22 protein-coding genes are annotated in these 22,845 nt (G+C 35.2%); 10 read left to right on the forward strand and 12 right to left on the reverse strand.

Annotated elements, in window-relative coordinates:
• Positions 1-38: 38 nt before the first annotated feature.
• From hemE to hemA, 4 genes are read right to left on the reverse strand one after another with little or no spacing between them, the layout of a single operon-like run.
• Complete coding sequence (gene hemE, locus Q1W72_RS08380) at positions 39-1,064, reverse strand: uroporphyrinogen decarboxylase (RefSeq protein ID WP_099713902.1); 1,026 nt, start codon at positions 1,062-1,064, stop codon at positions 39-41.
• 22 nt (positions 1,065-1,086) lie between these two features.
• Positions 1,087-1,770 (reverse strand): uroporphyrinogen-III synthase, encoded by a 684-nt coding sequence (locus tag Q1W72_RS08385; protein ID WP_099713903.1) that lies wholly within the window; start codon positions 1,768-1,770, stop codon positions 1,087-1,089.
• Positions 1,770-2,690 (reverse strand): hydroxymethylbilane synthase, encoded by a 921-nt coding sequence (gene hemC, locus Q1W72_RS08390; RefSeq protein ID WP_099713904.1) that lies wholly within the window; start codon positions 2,688-2,690, stop codon positions 1,770-1,772. The genes Q1W72_RS08385 and hemC overlap by 1 nt, the downstream gene beginning before the upstream one ends.
• Positions 2,687-3,943: a glutamyl-tRNA reductase gene (hemA, locus tag Q1W72_RS08395; RefSeq protein ID WP_099713905.1), complete on the reverse strand. Its 1,257-nt coding sequence runs from the start codon at positions 3,941-3,943 to the stop codon at positions 2,687-2,689. The genes hemC and hemA overlap by 4 nt, the downstream gene beginning before the upstream one ends.
• A gap of 228 nt (positions 3,944-4,171) precedes the next feature.
• On the opposite strand from hemA, the gene Q1W72_RS08400 reads away from it, so the two are divergent.
• From Q1W72_RS08400 to Q1W72_RS08430, 7 genes are all read left to right on the forward strand, one after another.
• A complete protein-coding gene (locus tag Q1W72_RS08400; protein ID WP_099713906.1) occupies positions 4,172-5,047 on the forward strand; it encodes an AraC family transcriptional regulator in 876 nt (291 codons plus the stop codon).
• Between the two features lie 99 nt (positions 5,048-5,146).
• Complete coding sequence (hemH, locus tag Q1W72_RS08405; RefSeq protein WP_099713907.1) at positions 5,147-6,202, forward strand: ferrochelatase; 1,056 nt, start codon at positions 5,147-5,149, stop codon at positions 6,200-6,202.
• A complete protein-coding gene (locus Q1W72_RS08410) occupies positions 6,203-7,558 on the forward strand; it encodes an MATE family efflux transporter (protein ID WP_302137904.1) in 1,356 nt (451 codons plus the stop codon).
• Positions 7,545-8,099: a CopD family protein gene (locus Q1W72_RS08415; protein ID WP_099713909.1), complete on the forward strand. Its 555-nt coding sequence runs from the start codon at positions 7,545-7,547 to the stop codon at positions 8,097-8,099. The genes Q1W72_RS08410 and Q1W72_RS08415 overlap by 14 nt, the downstream gene beginning before the upstream one ends.
• Positions 8,100-8,157: 58 nt before the next feature.
• Positions 8,158-9,573: an ATP-binding protein gene (locus Q1W72_RS08420; protein ID WP_099713910.1), complete on the forward strand. Its 1,416-nt coding sequence runs from the start codon at positions 8,158-8,160 to the stop codon at positions 9,571-9,573.
• A 10-nt stretch (positions 9,574-9,583) separates the two neighbouring features.
• The gene (locus Q1W72_RS08425) at positions 9,584-10,366 is read left to right on the forward strand and encodes an enoyl-CoA hydratase/isomerase family protein (RefSeq protein WP_099713911.1); all 783 of its coding nucleotides are present in this window, start codon (positions 9,584-9,586) and stop codon (positions 10,364-10,366) included.
• Positions 10,367-10,513: 147 nt separating this feature from the next.
• Positions 10,514-10,912, forward strand: coding sequence for a hypothetical protein (locus Q1W72_RS08430; protein ID WP_099713912.1), 399 nt, complete (start codon positions 10,514-10,516; stop codon positions 10,910-10,912).
• A 127-nt stretch (positions 10,913-11,039) separates the two neighbouring features.
• On the opposite strand, the gene Q1W72_RS08435 is transcribed toward Q1W72_RS08430, so the two are convergent.
• The 3 genes from Q1W72_RS08435 to Q1W72_RS08445 all read right to left on the reverse strand — a co-directional run bounded on the left by Q1W72_RS08435 (position 11,040) and on the right by Q1W72_RS08445 (position 13,518).
• Positions 11,040-11,693, reverse strand: a complete 654-nt coding sequence (locus tag Q1W72_RS08435; RefSeq protein ID WP_099713913.1) for an HD domain-containing protein — start codon at positions 11,691-11,693, stop codon at positions 11,040-11,042.
• 90 nt (positions 11,694-11,783) lie between these two features.
• A complete protein-coding gene (locus tag Q1W72_RS08440; protein ID WP_099713914.1) occupies positions 11,784-12,773 on the reverse strand; it encodes an acyl-ACP desaturase in 990 nt (329 codons plus the stop codon).
• 10 nt (positions 12,774-12,783) lie between these two features.
• The gene (locus Q1W72_RS08445) at positions 12,784-13,518 is read right to left on the reverse strand and encodes a 1-acyl-sn-glycerol-3-phosphate acyltransferase (protein WP_099713915.1); all 735 of its coding nucleotides are present in this window, start codon (positions 13,516-13,518) and stop codon (positions 12,784-12,786) included.
• Positions 13,519-13,643: 125 nt separating this feature from the next.
• Between Q1W72_RS08445 and rnpA the strand changes: the two genes are divergently transcribed.
• From rnpA to Q1W72_RS08460, 3 genes are all read left to right on the forward strand, one after another.
• The gene (gene rnpA / locus Q1W72_RS08450) at positions 13,644-14,066 is read left to right on the forward strand and encodes a ribonuclease P protein component (RefSeq protein ID WP_282715547.1); all 423 of its coding nucleotides are present in this window, start codon (positions 13,644-13,646) and stop codon (positions 14,064-14,066) included.
• 108 nt (positions 14,067-14,174) lie between these two features.
• Entirely contained in the window at positions 14,175-15,809 is a 1,635-nt protein-coding gene (locus Q1W72_RS08455) for a S41 family peptidase (protein WP_099713917.1), read from the forward strand.
• Complete coding sequence (locus tag Q1W72_RS08460) at positions 15,809-16,615, forward strand: OmpA family protein (RefSeq protein WP_099713918.1); 807 nt, start codon at positions 15,809-15,811, stop codon at positions 16,613-16,615. Before Q1W72_RS08455 ends, Q1W72_RS08460 begins: the two co-directional genes overlap by 1 nt.
• Here Q1W72_RS08460 and Q1W72_RS08465 read toward each other — a convergent pair whose 3' ends face one another.
• The 5 genes from Q1W72_RS08465 to Q1W72_RS08485 all read right to left on the reverse strand — a co-directional run bounded on the left by Q1W72_RS08465 (position 16,616) and on the right by Q1W72_RS08485 (position 22,813).
• Positions 16,616-17,059: a GNAT family N-acetyltransferase gene (locus Q1W72_RS08465; RefSeq protein ID WP_099713919.1), complete on the reverse strand. Its 444-nt coding sequence runs from the start codon at positions 17,057-17,059 to the stop codon at positions 16,616-16,618.
• A gap of 49 nt (positions 17,060-17,108) precedes the next feature.
• Entirely contained in the window at positions 17,109-18,086 is a 978-nt protein-coding gene (locus Q1W72_RS08470) for a DUF4837 family protein (protein WP_099713920.1), read from the reverse strand.
• Positions 18,087-18,134: 48 nt separating this feature from the next.
• Complete coding sequence (locus Q1W72_RS08475; protein ID WP_302137906.1) at positions 18,135-20,195, reverse strand: LysM peptidoglycan-binding domain-containing protein; 2,061 nt, start codon at positions 20,193-20,195, stop codon at positions 18,135-18,137.
• A gap of 288 nt (positions 20,196-20,483) precedes the next feature.
• The gene (gene pgk / locus Q1W72_RS08480) at positions 20,484-21,671 is read right to left on the reverse strand and encodes a phosphoglycerate kinase (protein ID WP_099713922.1); all 1,188 of its coding nucleotides are present in this window, start codon (positions 21,669-21,671) and stop codon (positions 20,484-20,486) included.
• A gap of 170 nt (positions 21,672-21,841) precedes the next feature.
• Positions 21,842-22,813 carry a type IX secretion system membrane protein PorP/SprF gene (locus Q1W72_RS08485; RefSeq protein WP_099716225.1) on the reverse strand — a complete coding sequence of 324 codons (972 nt, stop codon included), beginning with the start codon at positions 22,811-22,813 and terminating at the stop codon, positions 21,842-21,844.
• Between the last annotated feature and the right edge of the window lie 32 nt (positions 22,814-22,845).

The following is a 22,845-nucleotide window of genomic DNA, read 5'->3' on the forward strand; positions in this document are numbered from 1 at the left end:
CTACAAAAATGGAAACTGAAAACTTTGACTGTGACTGACTACTGATTGTATTCCTTCACGGCATCAATAAATGCTTTTGCGTGATCCACAGGAATATTTGGTAAAATTCCGTGACCTAAATTCACGATGTATTTGTCTTTTCCGAATTCGTCAATCATTTCGTGTACCATTTTCTTAATCACCGGAATTGGAGACAACAATCTGGAAGGATCAAAATTTCCTTGTAATGTGATATTTCCACCAGACAAGTATCTTGCATTTCTTGGAGAACAAGTCCAATCAACACCTAACGCTGATGCTCTACTTTTCCCCATTTCGCCTAATGCGAACCAACATCCTTTTCCGAAAACGATAACCGGTGCATCATCAGCCAAAGCCTCAATGATTTGGTTGATGTATTTCCAAGAGAATTCCTGATAATCAACTGGAGACAACATTCCGCCCCAAGAGTCAAAAATTTGAACGGCATTTACTCCTGCTTTTACTTTTTCTTTTAAATATAAAATAGTGGTATCGGTGATTTTTTGCAATAAAACATGCGCTGCTTCTGGATGTTGGAAACAAAATCCCTTGGCCATATCAAAACTTTTAGAACCTTTCCCTTCTACTGCATAACACATAATTGTCCAAGGAGAACCTGCAAAACCAATTAACGGCACCTCATCATTCAACATTTCCTTAGTCAATTTTATAGCTTCAAAAACATACCCCAAAGTTTCGTGAACGTCTGGAACAATTACCTTTTCCACATCCTGAATCGTACGAATAGGATTTGGTAAAAACGGACCAAAATTTTCTTTCATCAACACTTCAATTCCCATTGCTTGCGGAATTACCAAAATATCCGAAAACAAAATCGCAGCATCCGGTGCAATTCTTCTTATTGGTTGTACAGTAATTTCAGCAGCTAATTCTGGAGTTTGACAACGGGTGAAGAAATCATATTTATCACGCAAAGCGATGAATTCCGGCAAATATCTTCCGGCTTGACGCATCATCCAAACTGGTGGACGTTGTACTGTTTCTCCTTTTAGTGCTCTTAAAAATAGGTCGTTCTTAATCATGTATTTAAATTTTAGCAGATTGCTAGATGCTTTCCATTTTATAATATTCAATAACTTCCTCAATCACCTCTTCGATAGTTGGTGTTTCGGCAATTACGATGTTTTTAATTTTCTTTATTTCTAATGCTGATGCTGTAGTAGTGCCTATGCAAAAACAAACTTCATTCTTGATTTTATTATTTGTCAAATAACTTTCAACGCCAGATGGACTAAAAAATAGAATTCCGTCAAATTTTTCTTGGTCTGATATTTTAAAAGGCGCAAGCGCTGTTTGATACACTTCAATTTCATTAAAAGTTATTCCTGCGCTTTTTAATGCTTCTGGCAACGTTTCTTTACGCAAATTTCCGCTCAAAAAAGTATAGCTTTCCTTATTGTAAATCAAAGTGATTATTTCAGCTAATTCAGAGGCGTAATCCAAATAAACATCGACTGTAAAGCCATGCAATTCGAGTAATTCCTTGGTTTTAATACCGACACAAAAAACATGTTTACTCTTTAAAACTTCCCAACCGTTTTGTTCTATCAAACTTAAAACAGCATTTTGGCTACTAAAAATCAAGTTGTTGTTGATTGTTTTCAGTTCAAAAAGGTTGTTTTTGATTTCGATGAAATCTTGTTCTAAAAGATCAAAATTAGCATCAAGAAATACTTGTCTTTGTTCTGCTGACAATGTTTTGGTGGATAAAATGCTTGTTTGACTCATTATTTTTTCAAATTAATTTTAATTGCTGTCATCAATTCTGCTCCGCCATTTTCTAAAATTTCTTTGGCACAATAAAAGCCTAATTTCTTCCATTCTTGCATAGGAACGGTTTTTTCGATTTCGATTTTTTGCTTCCCATCGATAGAAAACAGAACGCCTTTAAACAAAATATCATCTTCTACAAAAACTGCTAAAGCGCCAATTGGTGCCGTACAACCGCCTTCGAGGGTTTTTAAAAACTGTCTTTCGATATGTGTGCAAACTTCAGTATCAATATCGTTAAGTTCGTTTAGCGCTTGTCTGCAAAATTCATCATTTGCCATCGCAACAACAACCATAGCACCTTGAGCCGGCGCTGGAATCATCCAATCCAAATCGATATAATTAGACGGTTTCAAGTTAATTCTTTCTAATCCTGCTGCTGCAAAAACAGCTCCGTTCCAATCGCTGTCCTGCAATTTTTGCATTCTCGTGTTGACGTTTCCACGCAAATCCACTACTTTGTGATTGGGATATTTATTTAACCATTGAGCTTGACGACGCAAACTTCCTGTGGCAATTGTACCTTCCCCATTAAGAAAATCAAGGTTTCCTTTGTGTACTAAAATATCCAAAGTATTCGCTCTTTCCAGAACAGCCGCTTGTACAATTCCTATTGGCAAAGCCGTAGGGACATCTTTCATGGAATGCACCGCAATATCAACATCGCCATTTATCATAGCGATATCCAGTGTTTTAGTAAAAATTCCTGTGATTCCTAATTCGTAAAGTGGTTTATCAAGAATGATATCTCCTTGCGATTTTACCGCTATAATTTCGGTTTTATAGCCTAAATCATTTAGTTTTTTTTCGACAGTATGGGCTTGCCAAAGCGCGAGTTCACTATCGCGGGTTCCTATGCGTATAATTTTGCTCATTATTTTGTAGTCGCTCCTATTTTGAAAACTTTCTCAATCCATTCAATACTTTCATCCACCATAGTATCATCATCTTTCAAATGATTAGCGAAATGAGTTGTTATTTTTTGGATAATTCTGTTGCTGATTATTTCGGCTTGCTCTTCATTAAAATTTGAAATTTTCTTGCTTTGAAAATCCAATTCGGATGTTTTTATCGCATTCAATTTTGCTTTTAAAGCATTGATTGTCGGCGCAAATTTTCTGCCTTTGGTCCACGTAATAAATTCCTCTTTTATTTCTTCGATGATTGCTTCAGCAGCAGGAATGTGTTTTTTTCTATTTTCTAAAGTTTCATCTGTTAGTTGTGACAAATAATCCATGTGAATCAGCGTAACACCTTCTATTTCTTCCACATTTTCATGGACATTTTTCGGAATTGATAAATCCAAAATCAACATTGGTTTTTTCAAATTCAGAATCGCTTTGTCAATAGTAGGGTTTTGTGCGCCGGTTGCTACCACAACAACATCTGCTTTTTGTAGTTCCAAATGCAGTTCAGAATAATCTTTTACGATTAAATTCAATTTCCCAGCTAATTTTTCTGCTTTCTCTTTGGTTCTGTTAATTAGCGTAATATGTTCGTTTTTAGTATGTTTTACTAAATTTTCACACGTATTTCTACCAATTTTTCCGGTACCAAACAAGAGAATGTTTTTGTTTCCAATGTCTTCTACATTCTTGAAAATATATTGAACCGCGGCAAAAGAAACCGAAGTAGCGCCTGAGCTAATCTCTGTATCGGTTTTTATTTTTTTACTGGCTTGGATAACGGCATTCACCAATCGTTCCATAAAAGCATTGGCTAAACCCAATGATTTTGATTGGGAAAAAGAATTTCTTATTTGTGCTATAATTTCGAAATCACCCAGAATCTGACTGTCTAAACCCGTTCCTACACGAAACAAGTGACTAATCGCTTCTTGATTTTTATAGACAAAACCTACCTTTTGAAATGATTCAACAGAGCCTTGACTATTCTCACAAATTAATTTGATTAATTGAAACGGATGTTCCGCATAACCGTAAATTTCAGTACGGTTGCAGGTAGAAGTGACTATTAAACTCTCTATTCCTTCATTCTTAGCTTGTTCCAGCAAACGCGTTTTTGCAGCAGCGTCTAAACTAAACTTACCTCTAATCTCAGCATCTGCTTTTTTATAGCTTAATCCAACTGCGTAAAAATAGTGATGCTTTGATGTGTTATTGTTTTCCATATTTGCACTTTTCCAGAAAGTGGAACAAAATTATCACTATAGTATTTATAAAAGTAACGCTAGAAGTTCTTTTTGTATCGCTAAGTGATTTTTTAGTTCCAATTGCTTATTTTATTGTAAAAAATTCTATTTTTGTAGTGAAATCAAGTTGTTTGAATCATCCTATTTAGAGCTATTCTAAATAAAAGAGTCTGATAAATATCATTTTCATATTAAAAAAATATCGCTATGGGTTCTCAGGAAATTATAAAAATTGAGGATGATTTTACGCTCATTCGCTTTCAAAATGACAGTGTTGATGCCTTTAATGCACAACGCGAAGTAGATAGCGGACTGATTCAGTTTCACTTTGGAATCAAAGGAAAAGCCAAATTTATTTTTAACCAAGGTAATTATGCTTTGGAACTGAAAGAGGAAAAATCATTGCTTTTGTACAATCCACAAAAAGAGTTGCCCTTAAATTTGGAATTAGCACCAAATTCTTGGGTGATTTCCGTGATTATTTCCATCAAAAAATTTCATGCTTTGTTTTCTACAGAAGCCGATTATATTACTTTTTTGAGTGCTGATAATAAGGACAAAAAATATTATAACGAAGGAAATATCAGTCCATCGATGGCAATTGTTTTGTCGCAACTATTCCATTACAGCTTACACCCGTCTATAAAAAACCTCTATTACAAAGGGAAAGGATACGAATTATTGAGTTTGTATTTCAATCGAACCGAAGATCCAAACGCAGAACAATGTCCGTTTTTAATCGATGAGGACAATGTAATGAAGATTAGAAAAGCTAAAGAAATTATCATTGCCAACATGGCCGAACCGCCTGGATTACAGGAATTAGCCGATGAAATAGGTTTGAATCTAAAGAAACTAAAAATGGGTTTCAAACAAATTTATGGCGATACAGTTTATGGATTTCTATTTGACTACAAAATGGATTTTGCCCGAAAATTACTCGACAGCGGCTCTTACAATGTAAACGAAGTAGGATTGAAAATTGGATACAGCACCGGAAGTCATTTCATAGCGGCGTTCAAGAAGAAATTTGCCACCACGCCAAAGAAATATTTAATGTCAATCAACCCAAATATGCAGTAACCAATTGATTTCTTATATTAAACAATAAATAAAAAATAGTTAATCGCAATTTATAAAAAAGTAAGTTTATTTACTTTTGTGCCAACAAAAAAAGATAACATGAAAGGTGTATTATTAGTTAATTTAGGTTCTCCGGAAAGTCCAACTCCAAAAGATGTAAAACCATATTTAGATGAATTTTTAATGGACAAATACGTAATTGACGTTCCGTTTTTGTTGCGAGCATTATTAGTTCGTGGGATAATTTTACAAACAAGACCTAAAAAATCGGCTGCTGCTTACGCAAAAATATGGTGGGACGAAGGTTCTCCGCTTGTCGTTATTTCCAAAAGAATGCACGCCAAAGTAAAGCAATTAGTTGATGTTCCCGTTTCCTTAGCGATGCGTTATGGAAATCCATCTTTATTGTCCGGTTTACAAGAATTGCATGACAAAGGCGTGAATGAAGTACTTCTTTTTCCATTGTATCCACAACATGCGATGGCATCTACAACTACAATATTAGAACTAGCCGAAGAATTGCGTAAAAAGCACTTTCCGGAAATGAAATTTACGATTGTTCCTGCATTTTATAACAAACCTGATTACTTAAAAAATCTGGCTGATTCTATCAAAGGTCATTTAGAAGGTTTTGATTACGATCATTTATTATTCTCCTACCACGGAATTCCAGAGCGTCACATTCGCAAGACAGATATTACCAAATCACATTGTAAAATAGACGGTTCTTGTTGCAACACGCCTTCGCCGGCACATGAATTTTGCTACCGTCACCAATGTTACGAAACCACAAAACAAGTGGTAAAATTATTGGGAATCCCAGAAGGAAAATACAGCCAGACCTTTCAATCGCGCTTAGCGGGAGACAAATGGTTGACACCGTACACGGATGTTGAAGTAAACAAAATGCCCGAAAAAGGAATTAAAAAACTTGCCGTTGTAACACCTGCGTTCGTATCCGATTGCTTGGAGACTTTAGAAGAAATTGCCATGGAAGCCAATCATGAATTCAAAGCTCATGGTGGTGAAGAATTTTTAGCCATTCCGTGTTTGAACGACAGCGACGATTGGTGCAAAACAGTAAGCAATTGGATTTCAAATTGGTCCAACGCTTCTTCATCCGTTAAAGTTGACTCTGAAAAAATTAACGCTTAAATGGCTGTTACCGCCGATGAGTTAGGAACTCAGGACATCAAAAAACTCTTGATAAAACAAGCCGTTCCCTCTTCTATTGGAATTTTATTCATGTCGGTTAATATTTTAATTGACACCATTTTTGTTGGGCAATGGATTGGTTCTTTGGCCATTGCGGCGGTAACCGTAGTTTTGCCCATCACCTTTTTGATTTCTTCTTTGGGAATGGCGATTGGTGTGGGCGGAGGCTCTGTACTTTCCAGAGCATTGGGAGCCAATCATAAGGAAAAAGCTTTGCATACCTTTGGCAATCAAATTATGATGACTTTTTTATTAGCATCTGTTTTTGTGCTATTTGGTCTTTTTTTCAGCGACGAAATGCTGATGCTTTTTGGCGCGAAAGGAGCCATAATGGAACCCGCCAAAGAATTTTTTATACCTATAATTATAAGCGTTCCGTTCTTGGCACTTTGCATGATGGGGAACAACGTGATTCGGGCCGAAGACAAAGCAAAGTTTGCAATGGTCGCCATGATAATCCCTGCATTTATAAACATTTTACTAGACATTATTTTTATAAAATACCTGAATTTAGGAATGTTTGGTGCTGCTTTGGCTACAGCCATATCCTATTTTACCTGCTTCTTATTTGTGTTTTGGTTTTTTTATTTTAAAAGTGAACTACAACTAAAAGCCAGACATTTCAAATTCAACATTCCTATTGTAAAAGAAATAACCGAATTGAGTTTTGTGACTTTTTCGAGACAAGGAGTCGTGAGTATTTTAGCCATAATCCTGAATCATACTTTATATACTTATGGCGGCGAACATTCCGTTGCTATTTATGGAATTATCAGCCGAATGTTGATGTTTGCTTTGTTTCCAATTCTGGGAATCACACAAGGATTTCTGCCTATCGCCGGTTTTAATTACGGTGCGGGAAATTATGAAAGAGTCAAAGAAAGTGTGCTGCTTTCAATAAAATACGCCGCCTTTTTAGCCACCGTTATTTTTGTGGTAATTCTGATTTTTGCCAAACCGATAGTCGCTATTTTTACTACAGATCCACTCGTGATTGCCCAAACTCCAGAAGCGTTGCGCTGGGTTTTTGCGGCTTCGCCAATCATAGCGGTACAACTTATTGGTGCGGCTTATTTTCAAGCGGCGGGAAAGGCAAAAAAAGCATTGCTTTTGACCTTAAGCAAACAAGGGTTTTTCCTGATTCCGTTAGTGCTGATTCTACCAAATTTTTTAGGTATTTTTGGAGTGTGGATTGCATTCCCAATTGCTGATATTTTATCAACGCTACTAACTGGCTATTTTCTAAAAAAAGAAATGAACACAAAACTGATTCAAACTAACGATGGAATACTATAATTACCTTAAATCCCTGCACCTCATCTTTGTAATCACATGGTTTGCAGGATTATTTTACATTGTTCGCTTATTCGTTTACCAAATTGAAGCAGTGCAAAAACCTTCGCCAGAAAAAGAAATATTGCAAAAACAATACAAAATAATGACCTATCGCTTGTGGTACATTATCACTTGGCCATCAGCAGTTTTAGCCAGTATTTTTGCTTTTTGGATGCTGTTTTTTACAGATTTAGGACAAGCTTGGTTAAAAATGCCTTGGATGCATGTAAAACTTGGCTTTGTATTTGTGTTGTATTTATACCATGCAAAATGCCATCAAATATTCAAGCAATTGCAAAATGACGAAGTGAAATATTCCACAAATTTCATGAGATTGTGGAACGAAGGCGCAACGATTATCCTTTTTGCAGTGGTTTTTTTAGTAATTTTAAAAAATGCAGTCAACTGGATTTATGGTGTAATTGGAATCTTTCTCTTTTCCATTTTAATTATGCTTGGATTTAAATTTTATAAAAAAATCAGAGAAAGAAATCAATCTTAATATGTTTAAAAGCTTCAAAATATCAATGCTTTCGTTACGAATCAGGATTTTCCTTTCGATGATTGTATTGATAATTATGGCGTCCGTTTTGTTAGCTTCAATTTCAATCATTCAGTTTAAAAACGAAGCCAAAGAATACCACCAAGAGCGCTTAGAACGAAAAGAAGACGCAATAAAAGAACATATAAATTATGTGCTTTCGACTACTACATATCCTTTGACAACGGAGAATTTAGGTTTGATTTTTAAAGATAAAATTCACGAACTGGCACAAATTCACAGTATTGAAATTAACATTTACAGTTTAGACGGAAAATTGCTAAAATCCTCCAAAGAATCATTTTCTGTAGATAAAGTCGCTCCGCCAATTCCCAAATACATTTTAAAACTGGTTCGCTCTTCGATTGAAAAAAGATACGTAGACATTAAAACTATTGATGGCAAAAAGAACCGCTCTGCTTTCAGTCAAATCAAAGACGATAAATTTAAACCGTTGGGAATCTTAAATCTTCCATACGTAGAAGACGACGGTTACTATGAAAACGAATTAAAAAGCTTTCTAATCCGCCTGGGACAAGTGTATTCCTTTATGCTTATCGTCGCATTTGCATTGGCCTATTTCCTTTCTTCATACATCACTAAATCGTTGAAAACAATCTCAGATAAGTTAAGCGAAACGAGTTTGAATCAAAAAAACGAGAAAATTGTTTTGGAAGCCAGCAGCAAAGAGATTAATCTTTTGATAAAAGCGTACAACGGAATGGTGGATGAACTCGAGAAAAGTGCCATCAAACTAGCACAAAGCGAACGTGAAGAAGCTTGGCGCGAAATGGCGAAACAGGTGGCGCATGAAATCAAGAATCCTCTTACGCCAATGCGACTAACAGTGCAGAGTTTTCAGCGAAAATTTGACCCGACTGATCCTAATGTAAAGCAGAAAATGAATGACTACTCCGAAACTTTAATCCAGCAAATTGATACAATGAGCGCGGTGGCTTCGGCTTTTTCGAATTTTGCATCGATGCCGGCACAGCAAAATGAAACCTTAAACGTGGTCGAAGTAGTAGAACTTGCCATGGATATTTTCAACGAAGAATACATTCAATTCCAAAGTGATTCTCCCGAAATTATTTCGAAAATTGACCGAACACAACTCATTCGAATCATCACAAATTTAGCAAAGAATGCCATTCAGTCCATTCCGGAACAGCAGGAAAATAAGTCTATTGTCGTATCGGTAAAAAAAGAACTAAACAACGTTTTAATTACCGTTGCCGATAACGGAATTGGCATTCAGCCCAAGGACATCGACCGTATATTCGAACCAAAATTCACCACCAAAAGCAGCGGAATGGGTCTTGGTCTCGGTATTATAAAAAACATTATCGAAAATTATAAAGGAACGATTACCTTTGAAACTGAATTTGGAAAAGGAACTACTTTTATTGTTTCACTCCCAATAATTAACTCTTAAAATTACAATTATGAATTACGAAAACATTTTAATTGCAACTGAAAACAACATCGCAACGATTACTATTAATCGTCCTACAAAACTAAACGCTTTGAATGTTGCAACCATTTCTGATTTGAACAAAGCCTTCAAAACATTAGGGAAAAATGATGAAATTCGTGCTATTATTCTAACTGGAAGTGGTGAAAAAGCGTTTGTGGCCGGAGCTGATATTTCTGAATTTGCTAATTTTTCGATTGAAGAAGGAACGCAATTGGCGGCAGAAGGACAAGAGAAATTATTTGATTTTATAGAGAATTTAAAAACTCCGGTAATTGCAGCGGTCAATGGTTTTGCATTGGGTGGCGGATTAGAACTGGCGATGGCGTGTCATTTTAGAATCGCTTCGGAAAATGCAAAAATGGGATTGCCTGAAGTTTCACTGGGTGTAATTCCGGGTTACGGAGGAACACAACGTTTGCCACAATTGATAGGAAAAGGACGCGCAATGGAAATGATTATGACCGCAGGAATGGTAACGGCACAAGACGCGTACAGAACCGGATTAGTGAATCACGTTGTTCCTGAAGCAGAACTTTTAGACTACTGCGTGAACCTTGCAAACAAAATAATCAAGAATTCTCCTTACGCCATTGGCAAAGCCATAAAAGCAGTCAATGCTAATTTCAAAGAAGGAAAAAATGGCTATGAAGCCGAAATAAAAGCCTTTGGAAAATGTTTTGGAACCGAAGATTTTAAAGAAGGAACAACCGCCTTTTTAGAGAAAAGAAAAGCAGTATTTACTGGGAAATAATTACAAAAGAGAACCACATTGGTTCTCTTTTTAGTTTATAAGTGATTATCCTTTAAAATAATCTTTCCTTAAAAAGAGATTGTTTGGCTTACAACACTTAATTTTACAGACCCGTTTCGGAATATAACACCATCTAAAATCAAACTTATGTCCTTCCAACCTGTATTTGTACTTTTCTGGGAAAAGGTAAAAGAAAGTATCGAAAACCATACGTATGCCAAACTAACGCTTGCTAAAACCATTGGTGATACGGAACTTAAAAATATTTATGTGCGTCCCGTTTTACTGGAGAATGACGTATTCAGTCTTTCGGTTACGGCGCGTTACAAAACCGAAGAAATAGAAAGTTTCCATTCGCTTGACGAAGCCTTTATTATATTGGCTCCGTATATGAATAACCCGTTTTTGACCGCTTTGTTGTTTACAACGGAAAATGACATCACCTTTAAACTCAATAAAAAAAGAGTGGGAAGTATTATTGAGCAAGCACCCACTTTTAAAAACGCTTCAGATGTGATTCTGGAAATGAAAGAAAAAGGAATTTAAAATTAGTGGTCAGTGAACAGAATTTAGTGGTTTGTGTGTAAAACAAGACTGAAATCGATTTTTTTGAAGTAAAGCGGTACAATTTCAACATCAACAAACTGAATACTAAAAACTGAACACTGCTTACTTACTTTTCCCCTTCCCATTCCGCATAAAACTGCGCCAGAAATCCTTCCATATAACGGTGTCTTTCTTGCGCAATTTGTTTTCCGGCCTCGGTATTCATCTTGTCTTTCAAAAGCAATAACTTCTCGTAAAAATGATTGAGCGTTGGAGAATCATTCTTCTTGTATTCTTCCTTTGTCATACTGGAATTTGGAGCGATTTTAGGGTCGTAAAGCGCTCTATTTTTAAATCCGCCATAATTGAACGTTCTGGCGATTCCAATGGCGCCAATCGCGTCTAAACGATCTGCATCCTGAACCACATCTAATTCTATGGATAAGAATTTCTTTTCGAAATTACCTCCTTTGTATGAGATGTTTTCAATGATATTTACCACATGAGCGATGATTTCTTCGTCAACATTTTCTGATTCTAAAAATTCACGCGCTATTCTTGGTCCAACGGTTTCATCACCATCATGAAACTTACTATCGGCAACATCATGAAGCAAAGCCCCAAGTTTTACAACAGTGGCATCACAAACTTCATTTTTTGAAATCAGAACAGCATTTTTAAACACTCTTTCGATATGGAACCAGTCGTGTCCGCCTTCGGCATTTTCTAGTTTTTCTTTTACAAAAAGAATCGTTTTGCTTATTAAATCAGGGTTTGTCATTGTTTATTTTATTTTAAAAAAAATGTTGAATTTCAAAGTTCTCCAACTTCAAAATCCAACATTTTTATTCTTTATTTAGAACTCAAAAATCTATCTTACTAAAGCTGGCTCCACCCATTTGAAAATATGTGATTCTTGTGGAATCACTAATCTTTCTGAAATTTTTGCCATTCTTGCCGGTAATTTCATCAAGTAATCACGGGCTTTTTCTGCTTCATCAGTCAAACCGGAAATTTTGTCAATTTCCCATTTGTCAATTAATTTTTGCATGATATCTACATAATCTGCTGCAGTGTAAACACCAATTCTTTGTGCCGAATCAGAAAACTGTTCGAATGCAGTACTGATTTTTTCACCGGATTCTCTCAAGAAATGCGCTGGCATAACGATTTTTGCTTTCATCATGTATTGAAACGCAAGCATCATTTCACTTGGATCAACTTGAAAAATACGGTTTACAAATTCGCTGTACGCATGATGATGACGCATCTCGTCACCAGCAATCATTTTACACATTTTAGACAATTTGTTGTCCCCATATTTCTTAGCCATTTGAGCTACTCTGTTGTGAGAAACATAGGTTGCTAATTCTTGAAAACTGGTGTACACAAAGTTTTTGTATGGATCTCTTCCGGTTCCAATATCAAAACCGTCGTTAATCAAGTGTTGCGTAGTCATTTCTACTTCACGCATGTTCACACGACCTGATAAATACAAATATTTGTTCAGTAAATCACCATGACGATTTTCCTCTCCAGTCCATTGTCTGATCCATTTAGACCAACCGTTACGCTCTACATTATCAATTCCATCTACGTCCATTAACCAGGATTCGTAAGTTGGTAAAGCTTCCTCAGTAATGGTATCACCTACTAAAGTCACCCAGAAATCATAAGGTAATTCTTTTGCAATTTCACGTAATTCTTTGACCTCATCAAAAAAAGTATCACTTTGGGAATTAGGCAAAAAATCTGTTGGTTGCCATATTTTTTCCACTGGAATTAGATACTGATCGACAAAGCTGTCTACGTTTTTTTCCAAAAACTGCATTACTTCTAATCGAATGTTTTTTATTGACATTATATATAAATTAAATTTTTATTCCTTGAACAACTGCTGCTTCTGTTTTTTCCATCAACTCAGCAAAATCATAATCTTTAACCGCTAATGGTTTATGTACTACAAAGGTAAGGCGATTTCCTAAACCTAAAGGGAAAAACCCGTATTTAACTATTTTCCAAGAATTGTTTATGCTTACTGGAACTACGTATGCCGAAGGCGCATATTTACATAAAATTTTCAACCCGCTTTGTGCAAACTCTTTTGGCTTACCCGTCTTGCTTCGTGTTCCTTCCGGAAAAATAACTGCGGAACGGTTGTTTTTTTCAATATATTCAGACAATCCTTTGATGGCCGGAATGGCTTGTTTGGGATCTTTACGATCGATAAGAACAGAGCCTCCATGACGTAAATTAAACGACACACTTGGGATGCCTTTTCCTAATTCTTTCTTACTGACAAATTTACAATGAAATCGGCGGAAAAACCAAATCATAGCAATAATATCATACATACTTTGATGATTAGACACAAAAATCAGAGGAACATTTTTTGGAATGCTTTCTATGTTTTCAAATTTGTACGTTGTCCCCAAAAGATTCGTGCATCTCAGTAAGAAAAAATTCAAATAGTCGACACTTTTTTTATGGGCTTGATAACCAAAAACATTGAAGCAAACCCACTGAATTGGATGAAAAATAACCAATGTTAGACCGAAACATAAATAATAAATTACGGAAATGGGATACGAAATTAGTTTTTGCATGCTTTAAAAATTTGCCACAAAAGTAAGAAATATATTTTTAGCGGTATTTAAATCCGAAACAATATACAGGCTCAACGTTTAATCGTAACTTTGCACGTTAAAATCTATGTCTTTTTTCTATTAAAATGAACTTCACTTACCCAAAAAACGAAAAGCTAAAAAGTAAAATAACCATTGGATTATTGTTTACCGAAGGGAAATCAGTATCTAAATATCCGTTGCGATTGGTGTATAAAGCAGGTTCTTTTGGTAATCCCGAAGTGTCGGGAGAAAAAATAAAAATGGGCGTTTCGGTTTCAAAAAAGAATTTTAAGAAAGCCGTAGACCGCAATTATTTCAAACGTGTACTGCGCGAAACCTATCGCCTGAACAAACACTTATTGATTGATAATCTGGACCAACCGTATTCCTTTATGTTTTTTTATCAAACGAAGGACCGATTGACGTACGAGGAAATTAATACCAAAACCATTCAATTGTTTGAGAAGTTTATTGCTCAAAATATTAAAAAACCAGAGTCAGAAAGCGATTCTATTTCTGAAATTTAAACATTTGATATATTCTAATTGAACAAAGTTGCGTTTAGATTTAGTCCTAGATAATTATTTGGTGATTTATTCTTATTTTAGTGGCCTCAAATTTAGTTAATTAAACCTATGAACTTCTTCAAAAAAAAATTCATAATCCCCGTTGTCGCTTCGGCATTTCTGTTTATTGGTGCTAGTTTCAAAGACGATTTTTTTGAAATCGCCAAGCAAATCGAGATATTCACGACCCTTTTCAAGGAATTGAACCGAAATTATGTCGATGAAACGAATCCTGGTGACTTAATGGACAAAGCCATCAAAGGAATGTTAGCTAATTTAGACCCTTACACCGTTTATTTCAACGAACAGGATGTGGTGAGATTCAAGATAAACAACACTGGAGAATATACTGGAATAGGTGCTTTATTGACTCGGAAAGAAGATAAATTGATAGTCAAGGAAGCGTATAAAAACTTCCCTGCGGATAAAGCGGGTCTTAAAGCGGGTGACGAAATTACTCAAATAGGTGATGTATTATTATCTGATTTCAAAGAAGATGCTTCACAGCTTTTTAAAGGTGCGAAAAATACAAAAATCGACATCAAATACATCCGACAAGGAAAAATGAGCACCACTCAAATTGTCCTTGACGAAGTCGAAATCAAATCGGTTCCCTTTTTTGCAAAAATAGACGACAAAACCGGATATATTGTATTGTCACATTTTAATAAAAAAGCGTCATTCGAAACTAAAGAAGCATTGGAACAATTAAAAAAAGACGGTGCGGAACGAATTATATTGGATTTGAGAGATAATCCGGGAGGACTTTTGAATGAAGCAGTGAATATTTGTAATTTATTTGTTCCAAAAAACGAGATTATTGTTACTACAAAATCAAAAATAGAAAAACACAACAGCACCTATAAAACAACCAAAGATCCTGTAGACACTGAAATTCCTTTGATTATTATTGTGAACGGCAGAAGTGCTTCGGCATCAGAAATTGTGGCTGGCGCTTTGCAGGATTTGGATCGTGCTGTGGTGGTAGGAAGCCGTAGTTTTGGGAAAGGATTAGTTCAAAGACCGGTGGATTTGACCTTCGGAACACAACTAAAAGTAACCATTTCACGCTATTACACGCCGTCAGGAAGATGCATTCAAGCTTTGGATTATACCCGAAAAGATACAAATGGGAAAGCCATAAAGACCGAAGAGAAAAACTACAATGCTTTTAAAACCCGAAAAGGGAGAACCGTTTATGATGGTGGCGGTATTCAGCCCGATGTAGAACTGGAAGAAGCAAAATCAAGTCCAATTACGGATGCTTTGATAAAAAATGACGGAATTTTTAATTACGTAACTAATTATTATTATAAAAATCCCGATTTAGGAAACCGTATTCCTACCATTACCGATACTGATTTCTTGGATTTCAAACAGTTTTTAAAAGTGCAAAAATTCTCTTTTGACACTGAAACAGAACTCGCTTTGAAAAACACTTTGGCAGTAGCCAAAAAAGAAAAAATAGAGGAATCCATCCTTACAGAATACCAACAATTGCTTACTGCACTTCAAAAAAGCGAGAATGCATTATTGGATAAAAACCAAAAAGAAATTAAAAATCTGATTTTGGATGAAATCATTAAACGTTATCAATACCAAGAAGGATTGTATCAATATTACATCAAAAACAATTCAGAAATTAAGAAAGCAGTGAGCATTTTAAACAACAACTCTGAGTATAAGACTATTTTAAAAATATAATGAAGAACTTATTTAGTCTACTCTTTTTGCTTACTTATAGTTATTTATCCGCTCAAATTAAAACCTCAGAAACCGTATATTTTGAATTTGATAAATACAATCTTTATACCGACCAAGTACAAACTATAGTCAATTTTATAAAAAGAGTCGATACTACAAAAGTCGAGTCCATACAGATTTATGGCTATTGTGACGATAGAGGCGATAATGATTACAATTATAAATTATCAGACAACAGAGTAAAAACCGTTCAAGATATCCTGACTTCCAATGGTTTTAATAAAAACAAAATTGTTATTATCGAAGGGAAAGGTCGGGTGATTTTAACAACTGATGCTTTTGAAAATTTAAATGAAACCCGTTCCAAAAACAGACGCGTTGATTTACTCCTTGTAAAGAAAAACAGTTTTGGAAAAGGAATTTATAACTCCTTTCAGGACAACCACAAAGTTGGTGACCGAGTCTACTTAGACAATATTCTATTCCCTTTGGGAAGCAGCAAATTAACCGCACAATCTAAATTGGAATTAGACAAAATTTCAAAAATTTTACAAAAACAGAAAAACTTACAATTCGAAATTAAAGGACACGTATGTTGTACTCCAAACTATTACGATGACGCCATAGACAAAGACAGCCGCGAAAGAAAACTTTCTTTGAATCGGGCCAAAAGCGTATACAAGTACCTCATGTCTAAAGGTATAAACAGCCTTAGAATGAAATATATAGGATGTGGAAACAAATTCCCTACGGGTTTAGGAGAAGCGTTAGACCGAAGAGTCGAATTCCTTATTGTGAAAATTTAATTATTCTCTTTTCATCTCAATATGCGGAATATCATCTTCCAGATACATTTCGCTGGTTTGCACAAATCCGTGGTTTTCGTAGAATTTTTTTAGATACAACTGCGCTCCTATAGTGATTTTGCTTTCGCCAAAATGATGCGCAATACCTGCAATTGATTCTCGCATTAAGTCATGCCCCCATTTTCTGTCACGATAATTAGCATCAACAGTTACTCTTCCGATAGAAGCATTGTCAAAACTGATTCCGGGTTTGAATAATCTGGAATGAGCCACAATTTTACCTTCAAATTCGCCAATAAGATGTAATGCTACTTTATCTTTCCCGTCAAGATCAAGATAAACGCAATTTTGCTCCACTACAAAGATCTCACTTCTTAATTGTAATAAATCATATAGTTCGTGAACCGTTAGTGCGTCAAACGCCTTAATTTTCCATTGTAACATCGTGCCTGTTTTTATGTTTTTTGTATCGTACAAATAAAAGAAAATAAGATTATCTTTTCAATACATCTACTGATTTTATGATAGATTCCAATTCATGCATGAGATCGCGTTTTTCTTTAGACGGTGCATAACAAAAACCTTCTAAAACCAGAATCCGATTGTATTCCTTATCGACAATGGCATAATTGATAAATGGACCCGACATGAAATCATTATTTAACTCCCAAGTTCCCTTAGTTTCATAAGTTTCCTTATCATCAAGAGTTATCTTGGAAAGATACGGCGCGTAAGCCTCTTCAGTAATCATAATAGTGTTGGGCTCAGTTCCACTGATGTATAATTTCCCGATTGAATCTCGCATTTTAATAATACTGGTGATTAAATCAGCCTCTTTTTTTATGGTGCTTAAAGGAACCTGATAAATTAAAAGACTGGTGTTTCCTCCAATGATTTCCTTTTTTAACCACATAAAATTGCTTTTGTGAAGCACGTATGCGTAACCGGAAGGAGCCTGTAATGTGATGTGGAATTTATTCGAAATTACTTTTGGGTCAATATGGGATTGACCATTGATTCTCTGGCTTTCGGCTATTTCTGCCTCCTTGATCAGCTGAATCATTTTGGGCGCATTTTTTTCAATGCCTGCTATAATATCTGCACTTGTTTTGCCGGAGATGTGAAATACATTCTGAGGAGATGCATATTGATCTTTAGCAATCTCAAATTTATTTACTTCTCCTTTTTTTACCACTATAATCGCCCTGGTATCCGTCATGAAACCTTCCAAAAGCTTAACTGGATATTGATTGATGTTGAACAGTGGTTCTTCCTGTGGCAATCCAATTACCGGAGATGCAAACTTGTTTCGAATGCTGTCCCCTACATCACCATTCCATAACTGATCGTCAATAATAACTGAAATAGTATTGATTTTACCCGATGTTTTTCGTGGCAAAGATTCATTTTCCTTTTTACAGGAAAACAACATCAAAGAAATCAGAAGAAGTAAAAAATGGGCTTTATTCATTGCTATTCAATTATAAAATAAAACCCAAATTTATAGAAGTTTATCGTATTATCCGTTTATTTTTAACTTCATTCCGGGCTTGAGTTCTTCACTGCGAATACCGTTCCATTTTTTTAAGTCAGAAATGGTTACTCCTGGATATTTTTTAGAAATGCTATACAAGGAATCTCCTTTTTTCACATAATAATCAATCGCCTCTTTCTTAGAAGAATCAGTGATATTCGTTTTTTTCTTGAATGAACTTACCGTTGCTTTATTGGTATTGATAACTATTTCATCTTTGGCTACAATTAAAGTGGCGCCTATGCCAATCGTATTATCCTGCAAATTATTCCATTGTTTTAAATCTGCTAATGAAGCACCGAATTTTTTAGCGATATTCCCTAAATTATCTCCTTGCAAAACAACATACTCAATGTCTTTTCGTTCGGGACCTGAAACTAATTCTTCTTTACTGTCTGACACTTTTTTTGCAACCTGCAATGAAGCTCCTAATTGCACATTATCATTGGAAAGGTGATTCCATTCTTGGATTTCGGCAATAGTAACATCATATTTCTTGGCAATACTTCCTAAATTATCTCCTTTTTGAACCACATAAAGTGCAGATGCATTCGATACTACTGTTTCTGGTTGGGTAGTTTTTTTAGTTTTTTCTTCCTTATTGGCTTTCATTTCAGAAGCAACTATTCTTTCATTGCTCGAAATTTTCTCTGATGATACCAATTCTGTTTTAGGTTCCTTCTTTAGAGTTGTCAAATCAGCACCAATAACTATTTTTAAACTTTTTCCATAAGCCAAAGCATTACTTTTAAGTTTATTCCATTTTTTTATGTCTGAAACATCAACGTCATATTTACTGGCAATCATACTCAGATTATCTCCGCGTCTTACTTTATAATAGGTTGTTTTGGGCAGTGCAATCTTCTGAATCGTGTAATTCGCAGTATCCTTTACAGCAAGGGCTTTTTCAATCTGAAATGGCTTTTCACGTTTGTCTGATTCATATTGAGTGTAGGCATAAATCTGAGCTTCATTAGACGCAAAAACGGCTATTTTTTCTTGTGGTAATCTCAAATAATGATTTTGATCATGATAAAACGGAATCACATTTAGCTTGTATGACGGATTCAAAACCTGCAATTGCGCCACTGGAACATCTAATAAATCTGAGATTTGCTTGAACGTCATTTGCTTCTTGATCATAATCGTATCTGTGGCAAAATGCTTTACTGTAGCTCTGTTAGGAACAATTCCGTGTTCTTTATGGTATTCATAAATGTACATTGTAGCAAGAAAAGCAGGTACATATCCTTGTGTTTCTTTAGGAAGATTTTTTCTGATGTTCCAATAGTTTTGTTGTCCTCCAGAACGTCTAATGGCTTTTGCAACATTCCCCGGACCAGAATTATAAGAGGCCAAAACCAAATCCCAATCGCCAAATATTTTATACATATTTGTCATGTATTGCGCCGCGGCTTCACTGGATTTCAAGGGATCGCTGCGTTCATCAACATAGGAATCAATTTTCAAACCATACTGTTTTCCAGTTTGATACATAAACTGCCAAAGTCCTGTGGCACCCATTTTAGAAACTGCTTTTGGATTCAAAGCTGATTCTACAATCGCCAAATATTTTATCTCCAAAGGAACATTTTGTTTTGCCAAAGCTTCTTCAAAAAGTGGAAAATAATATTCTGATGTGCCCATCAAGCGCTCAAAAGATTTTTTTCTGTTCTTCAGGAATGATTTAATGATATTTTCCAGACCTTGATTGTACTCAATATTGAAAGGTGATTTGGCATCCATTGCCGCCAATCTTTCTTTCAAAAGGGCTGTAGGCAATTCATAATCCACTATTTGGTCAATATTAATGTTCTTAATATCCTCTGATAAGTTGTTGTATAAATCGAGGTTTGTTAATTCTTTCATCCACAAACTGTCAACACAAGATGCTAAGTCATCTTTTATGAAGGTTTTCTTGATGGAATCTAAATAGGATAATTTTGTTTCTACTTTTACAACGTCTTTATTTACAACTGTTTCTTGCGAAAATAAATGCACGGATGCTAATAGAAAAAACGATAAGGTGGTATTTTTTATATTCATATTTTTACGATCAAAGACCTATATTTCAAATGATTACAAAGCTTGTTTTTACAAACTTAACAGGTTTAAACTAAAAAATTCTATAAATATTGTTAAAAATGCAATCTTTCGTTCATTTGTAAAGAATTTTGACCGGTTTTAGAGGCAAAAACCCTTTAAAAAATCAATTCTTGAAATTTAATGCAAAAAAACCTTAGCGATATTATTTACCGCTAAGGTTTTCATTGAATTCTGATACCGTTTATTAATTAGAAATCATTCAATTCTAACGGTTTTTATTTCTTTGTATTAGTCAAGAATAGCTGCTATTCCTGGCAATGTTCTACCTTCAAGCATTTCTAGCATGGCACCACCACCCGTTGATACGTAACTCATTTTGTCTTCCAGACCAAATTGTTTTACTGCTGCTACAGAATCTCCTCCACCTACAAGTGAGAAAGCTCCGTTTGCAGTAGATTCAGCAATAAAGTTCCCTAAAGCAATTGTTCCGTTAGCAAAACTTTCCATTTCAAAAACACCTAATGGTCCGTTCCAAAGGATTGTTTTAGAATCCATAATTACTTTTTTGAAGTTTTCCAAAGATTTTGGTCCTGCATCAAGTCCCTGCCATCCATCAGGAATTTCTTTTACATCAACTATTTGAGTATCGGCAGTATTAGAGAAATCATTTGCTGCTACAACATCAACCGGAATGTGAATTTGAACTCCTTTTTCCTTAGCCAATCTTAATATTTCCAATGCCAATTCTTGTTTGTCATCTTCACAAATAGAATCTCCAATTTTACCTCCTAATGCTTTCACAAAAGTAAATGTCATTCCACCACCAATAATCATGTGGTCCACTTTGTCCAAAATATTCTCGATAACCGTAATTTTAGAAGAAACTTTAGATCCGCCAAGAACTGCTGTTACTGGTTTTTCGCTGTTTTTCAAAACTTTGTTCAAGCTTTCTATTTCTTTAGCCAATAATAATCCGAAACATTTCTCTGTTGGGAAAAACTGAGCTATAATTGTAGTCGAAGCGTGTGCTCTGTGTGCAGTTCCAAAAGCGTCGTTTACATAAATATCACCAAGTGACGCTAATTCTTTTGCGAAAGCAACATCACCAGCTTCTTCTTCGTCATGAAAACGTAGATTTTCTAATAATAAAACTTCTCCAGCTTGTAATTTTTCTGCAGCAGTTTTAGCTTCCTCACCAATACAGTTTGAAGCAAACTGAACAGGTACTCCAAGTACTTCTGAAGTTGTTTTCAGGATATGTTTCAATGAATATTTTTCTTCAACACCTTTTGGTCTGCCTAAATGTGACATCAAAATTACGCTTCCGCCTTGAGCAAGAATAGCATCAATTGTAGGTTTTGCCGCTTCGATACGGGTTGCATCTGTTACATTGAAGTTTTCGTCCAAAGGCACATTAAAATCAACACGTATTATTGCTTTTTTAGTTGCAAAATCAAAATCGTTTAAAGTTTTCATTAAGTATATTTTTAGTTTGTTTTTTTTGAAAGAATAACAAATATAGAACTTTTAAATTATTATTAAATTTGAAAAACTTAGAAAAATATAGCTTTTACCAACGAAATCGTTGTAAATTAATAGTTAATGCAATTTTTTATATCAAAAACTAAGAAAATAAATAAGAATAATCAATCGTGAACCGGACTTTGCGTACAAGGACAGTTGCTGATTCCTGCCAGAAAATCAAGTCCAATTGTAACAACATGGGTTCCTGAGTTATATGCCATCAATTGATTCAGGGTAAGTTGATAAGAATATCCAAAATAAAAATTAGACTTCTTGAAACCAACCATTGGCCCTAAATTTAACGGTTTGAAAAACTGATCATTCAAAAAACGGTAGGAAATTCCAGCCCAATAATAATCCTCATACTTGTTGAATTGTCTGTATTTTATATTCACATCCGTACTGGAACGTTGGTCACTGGCAAAATATTGATAGAAAACGGATGGCTCATATTCAATCCTGTTATTCGTGGGACTTTTAAAAACATATCCGGAATAAACCTGATAGTTTCTTAGTAATACGGGCTCAACTCCTGAAAACTTATCGGCATTTTTATTTAAAATATTACTGGCATTAAGACTCAAATAAAATGATTTATTTCTGTACAATGCGCCAATATCAAAGTTGTTATTGGATACAAATCGGTTGTCCGTGATGCTTGGATCCAGAACAGGAGCTTCGTATGTTGTATTGAAATTATTAATGTCTATTTTAAAGTTATTAATGTTATATGACATCCCAAAAGACAAGTATTGTTTTGAATAATAGTCTAGTATTAAGTGATGCGCAAAGGACAGTTTAAGTCCAGTTTGTCTGGTGTTTCCATTGCTGTCATTGTACAACGATATCCCTACACCTGATTGATCCGCAATTCTAAAATCAGCATAAACGGACTGATTATCCGGAGCGTCTTTTATGCCAACCCATTGCGTAAGTCCATTGGCTCTAATTTTCAGGTTATCACCAATACCTGCGAATGTTGGTGATATTACAAAATGATTGTCTGCTAAATATTGTGTAAAAACAGGCAAATTTAACTCCTGACTGTAGCCCGAAGTTACAGTCAAGAGAAGGAGTACTATTATTTTTTTCATTTGGATCATTTTAATTTGGGACAACTTGATCA

The sequence above is a fragment of the Flavobacterium sp. ZE23DGlu08 genome (genome assembly GCF_030505335.1).
In the GTDB taxonomy this organism is placed as follows: domain Bacteria; phylum Bacteroidota; class Bacteroidia; order Flavobacteriales; family Flavobacteriaceae; genus Flavobacterium; species Flavobacterium algoritolerans.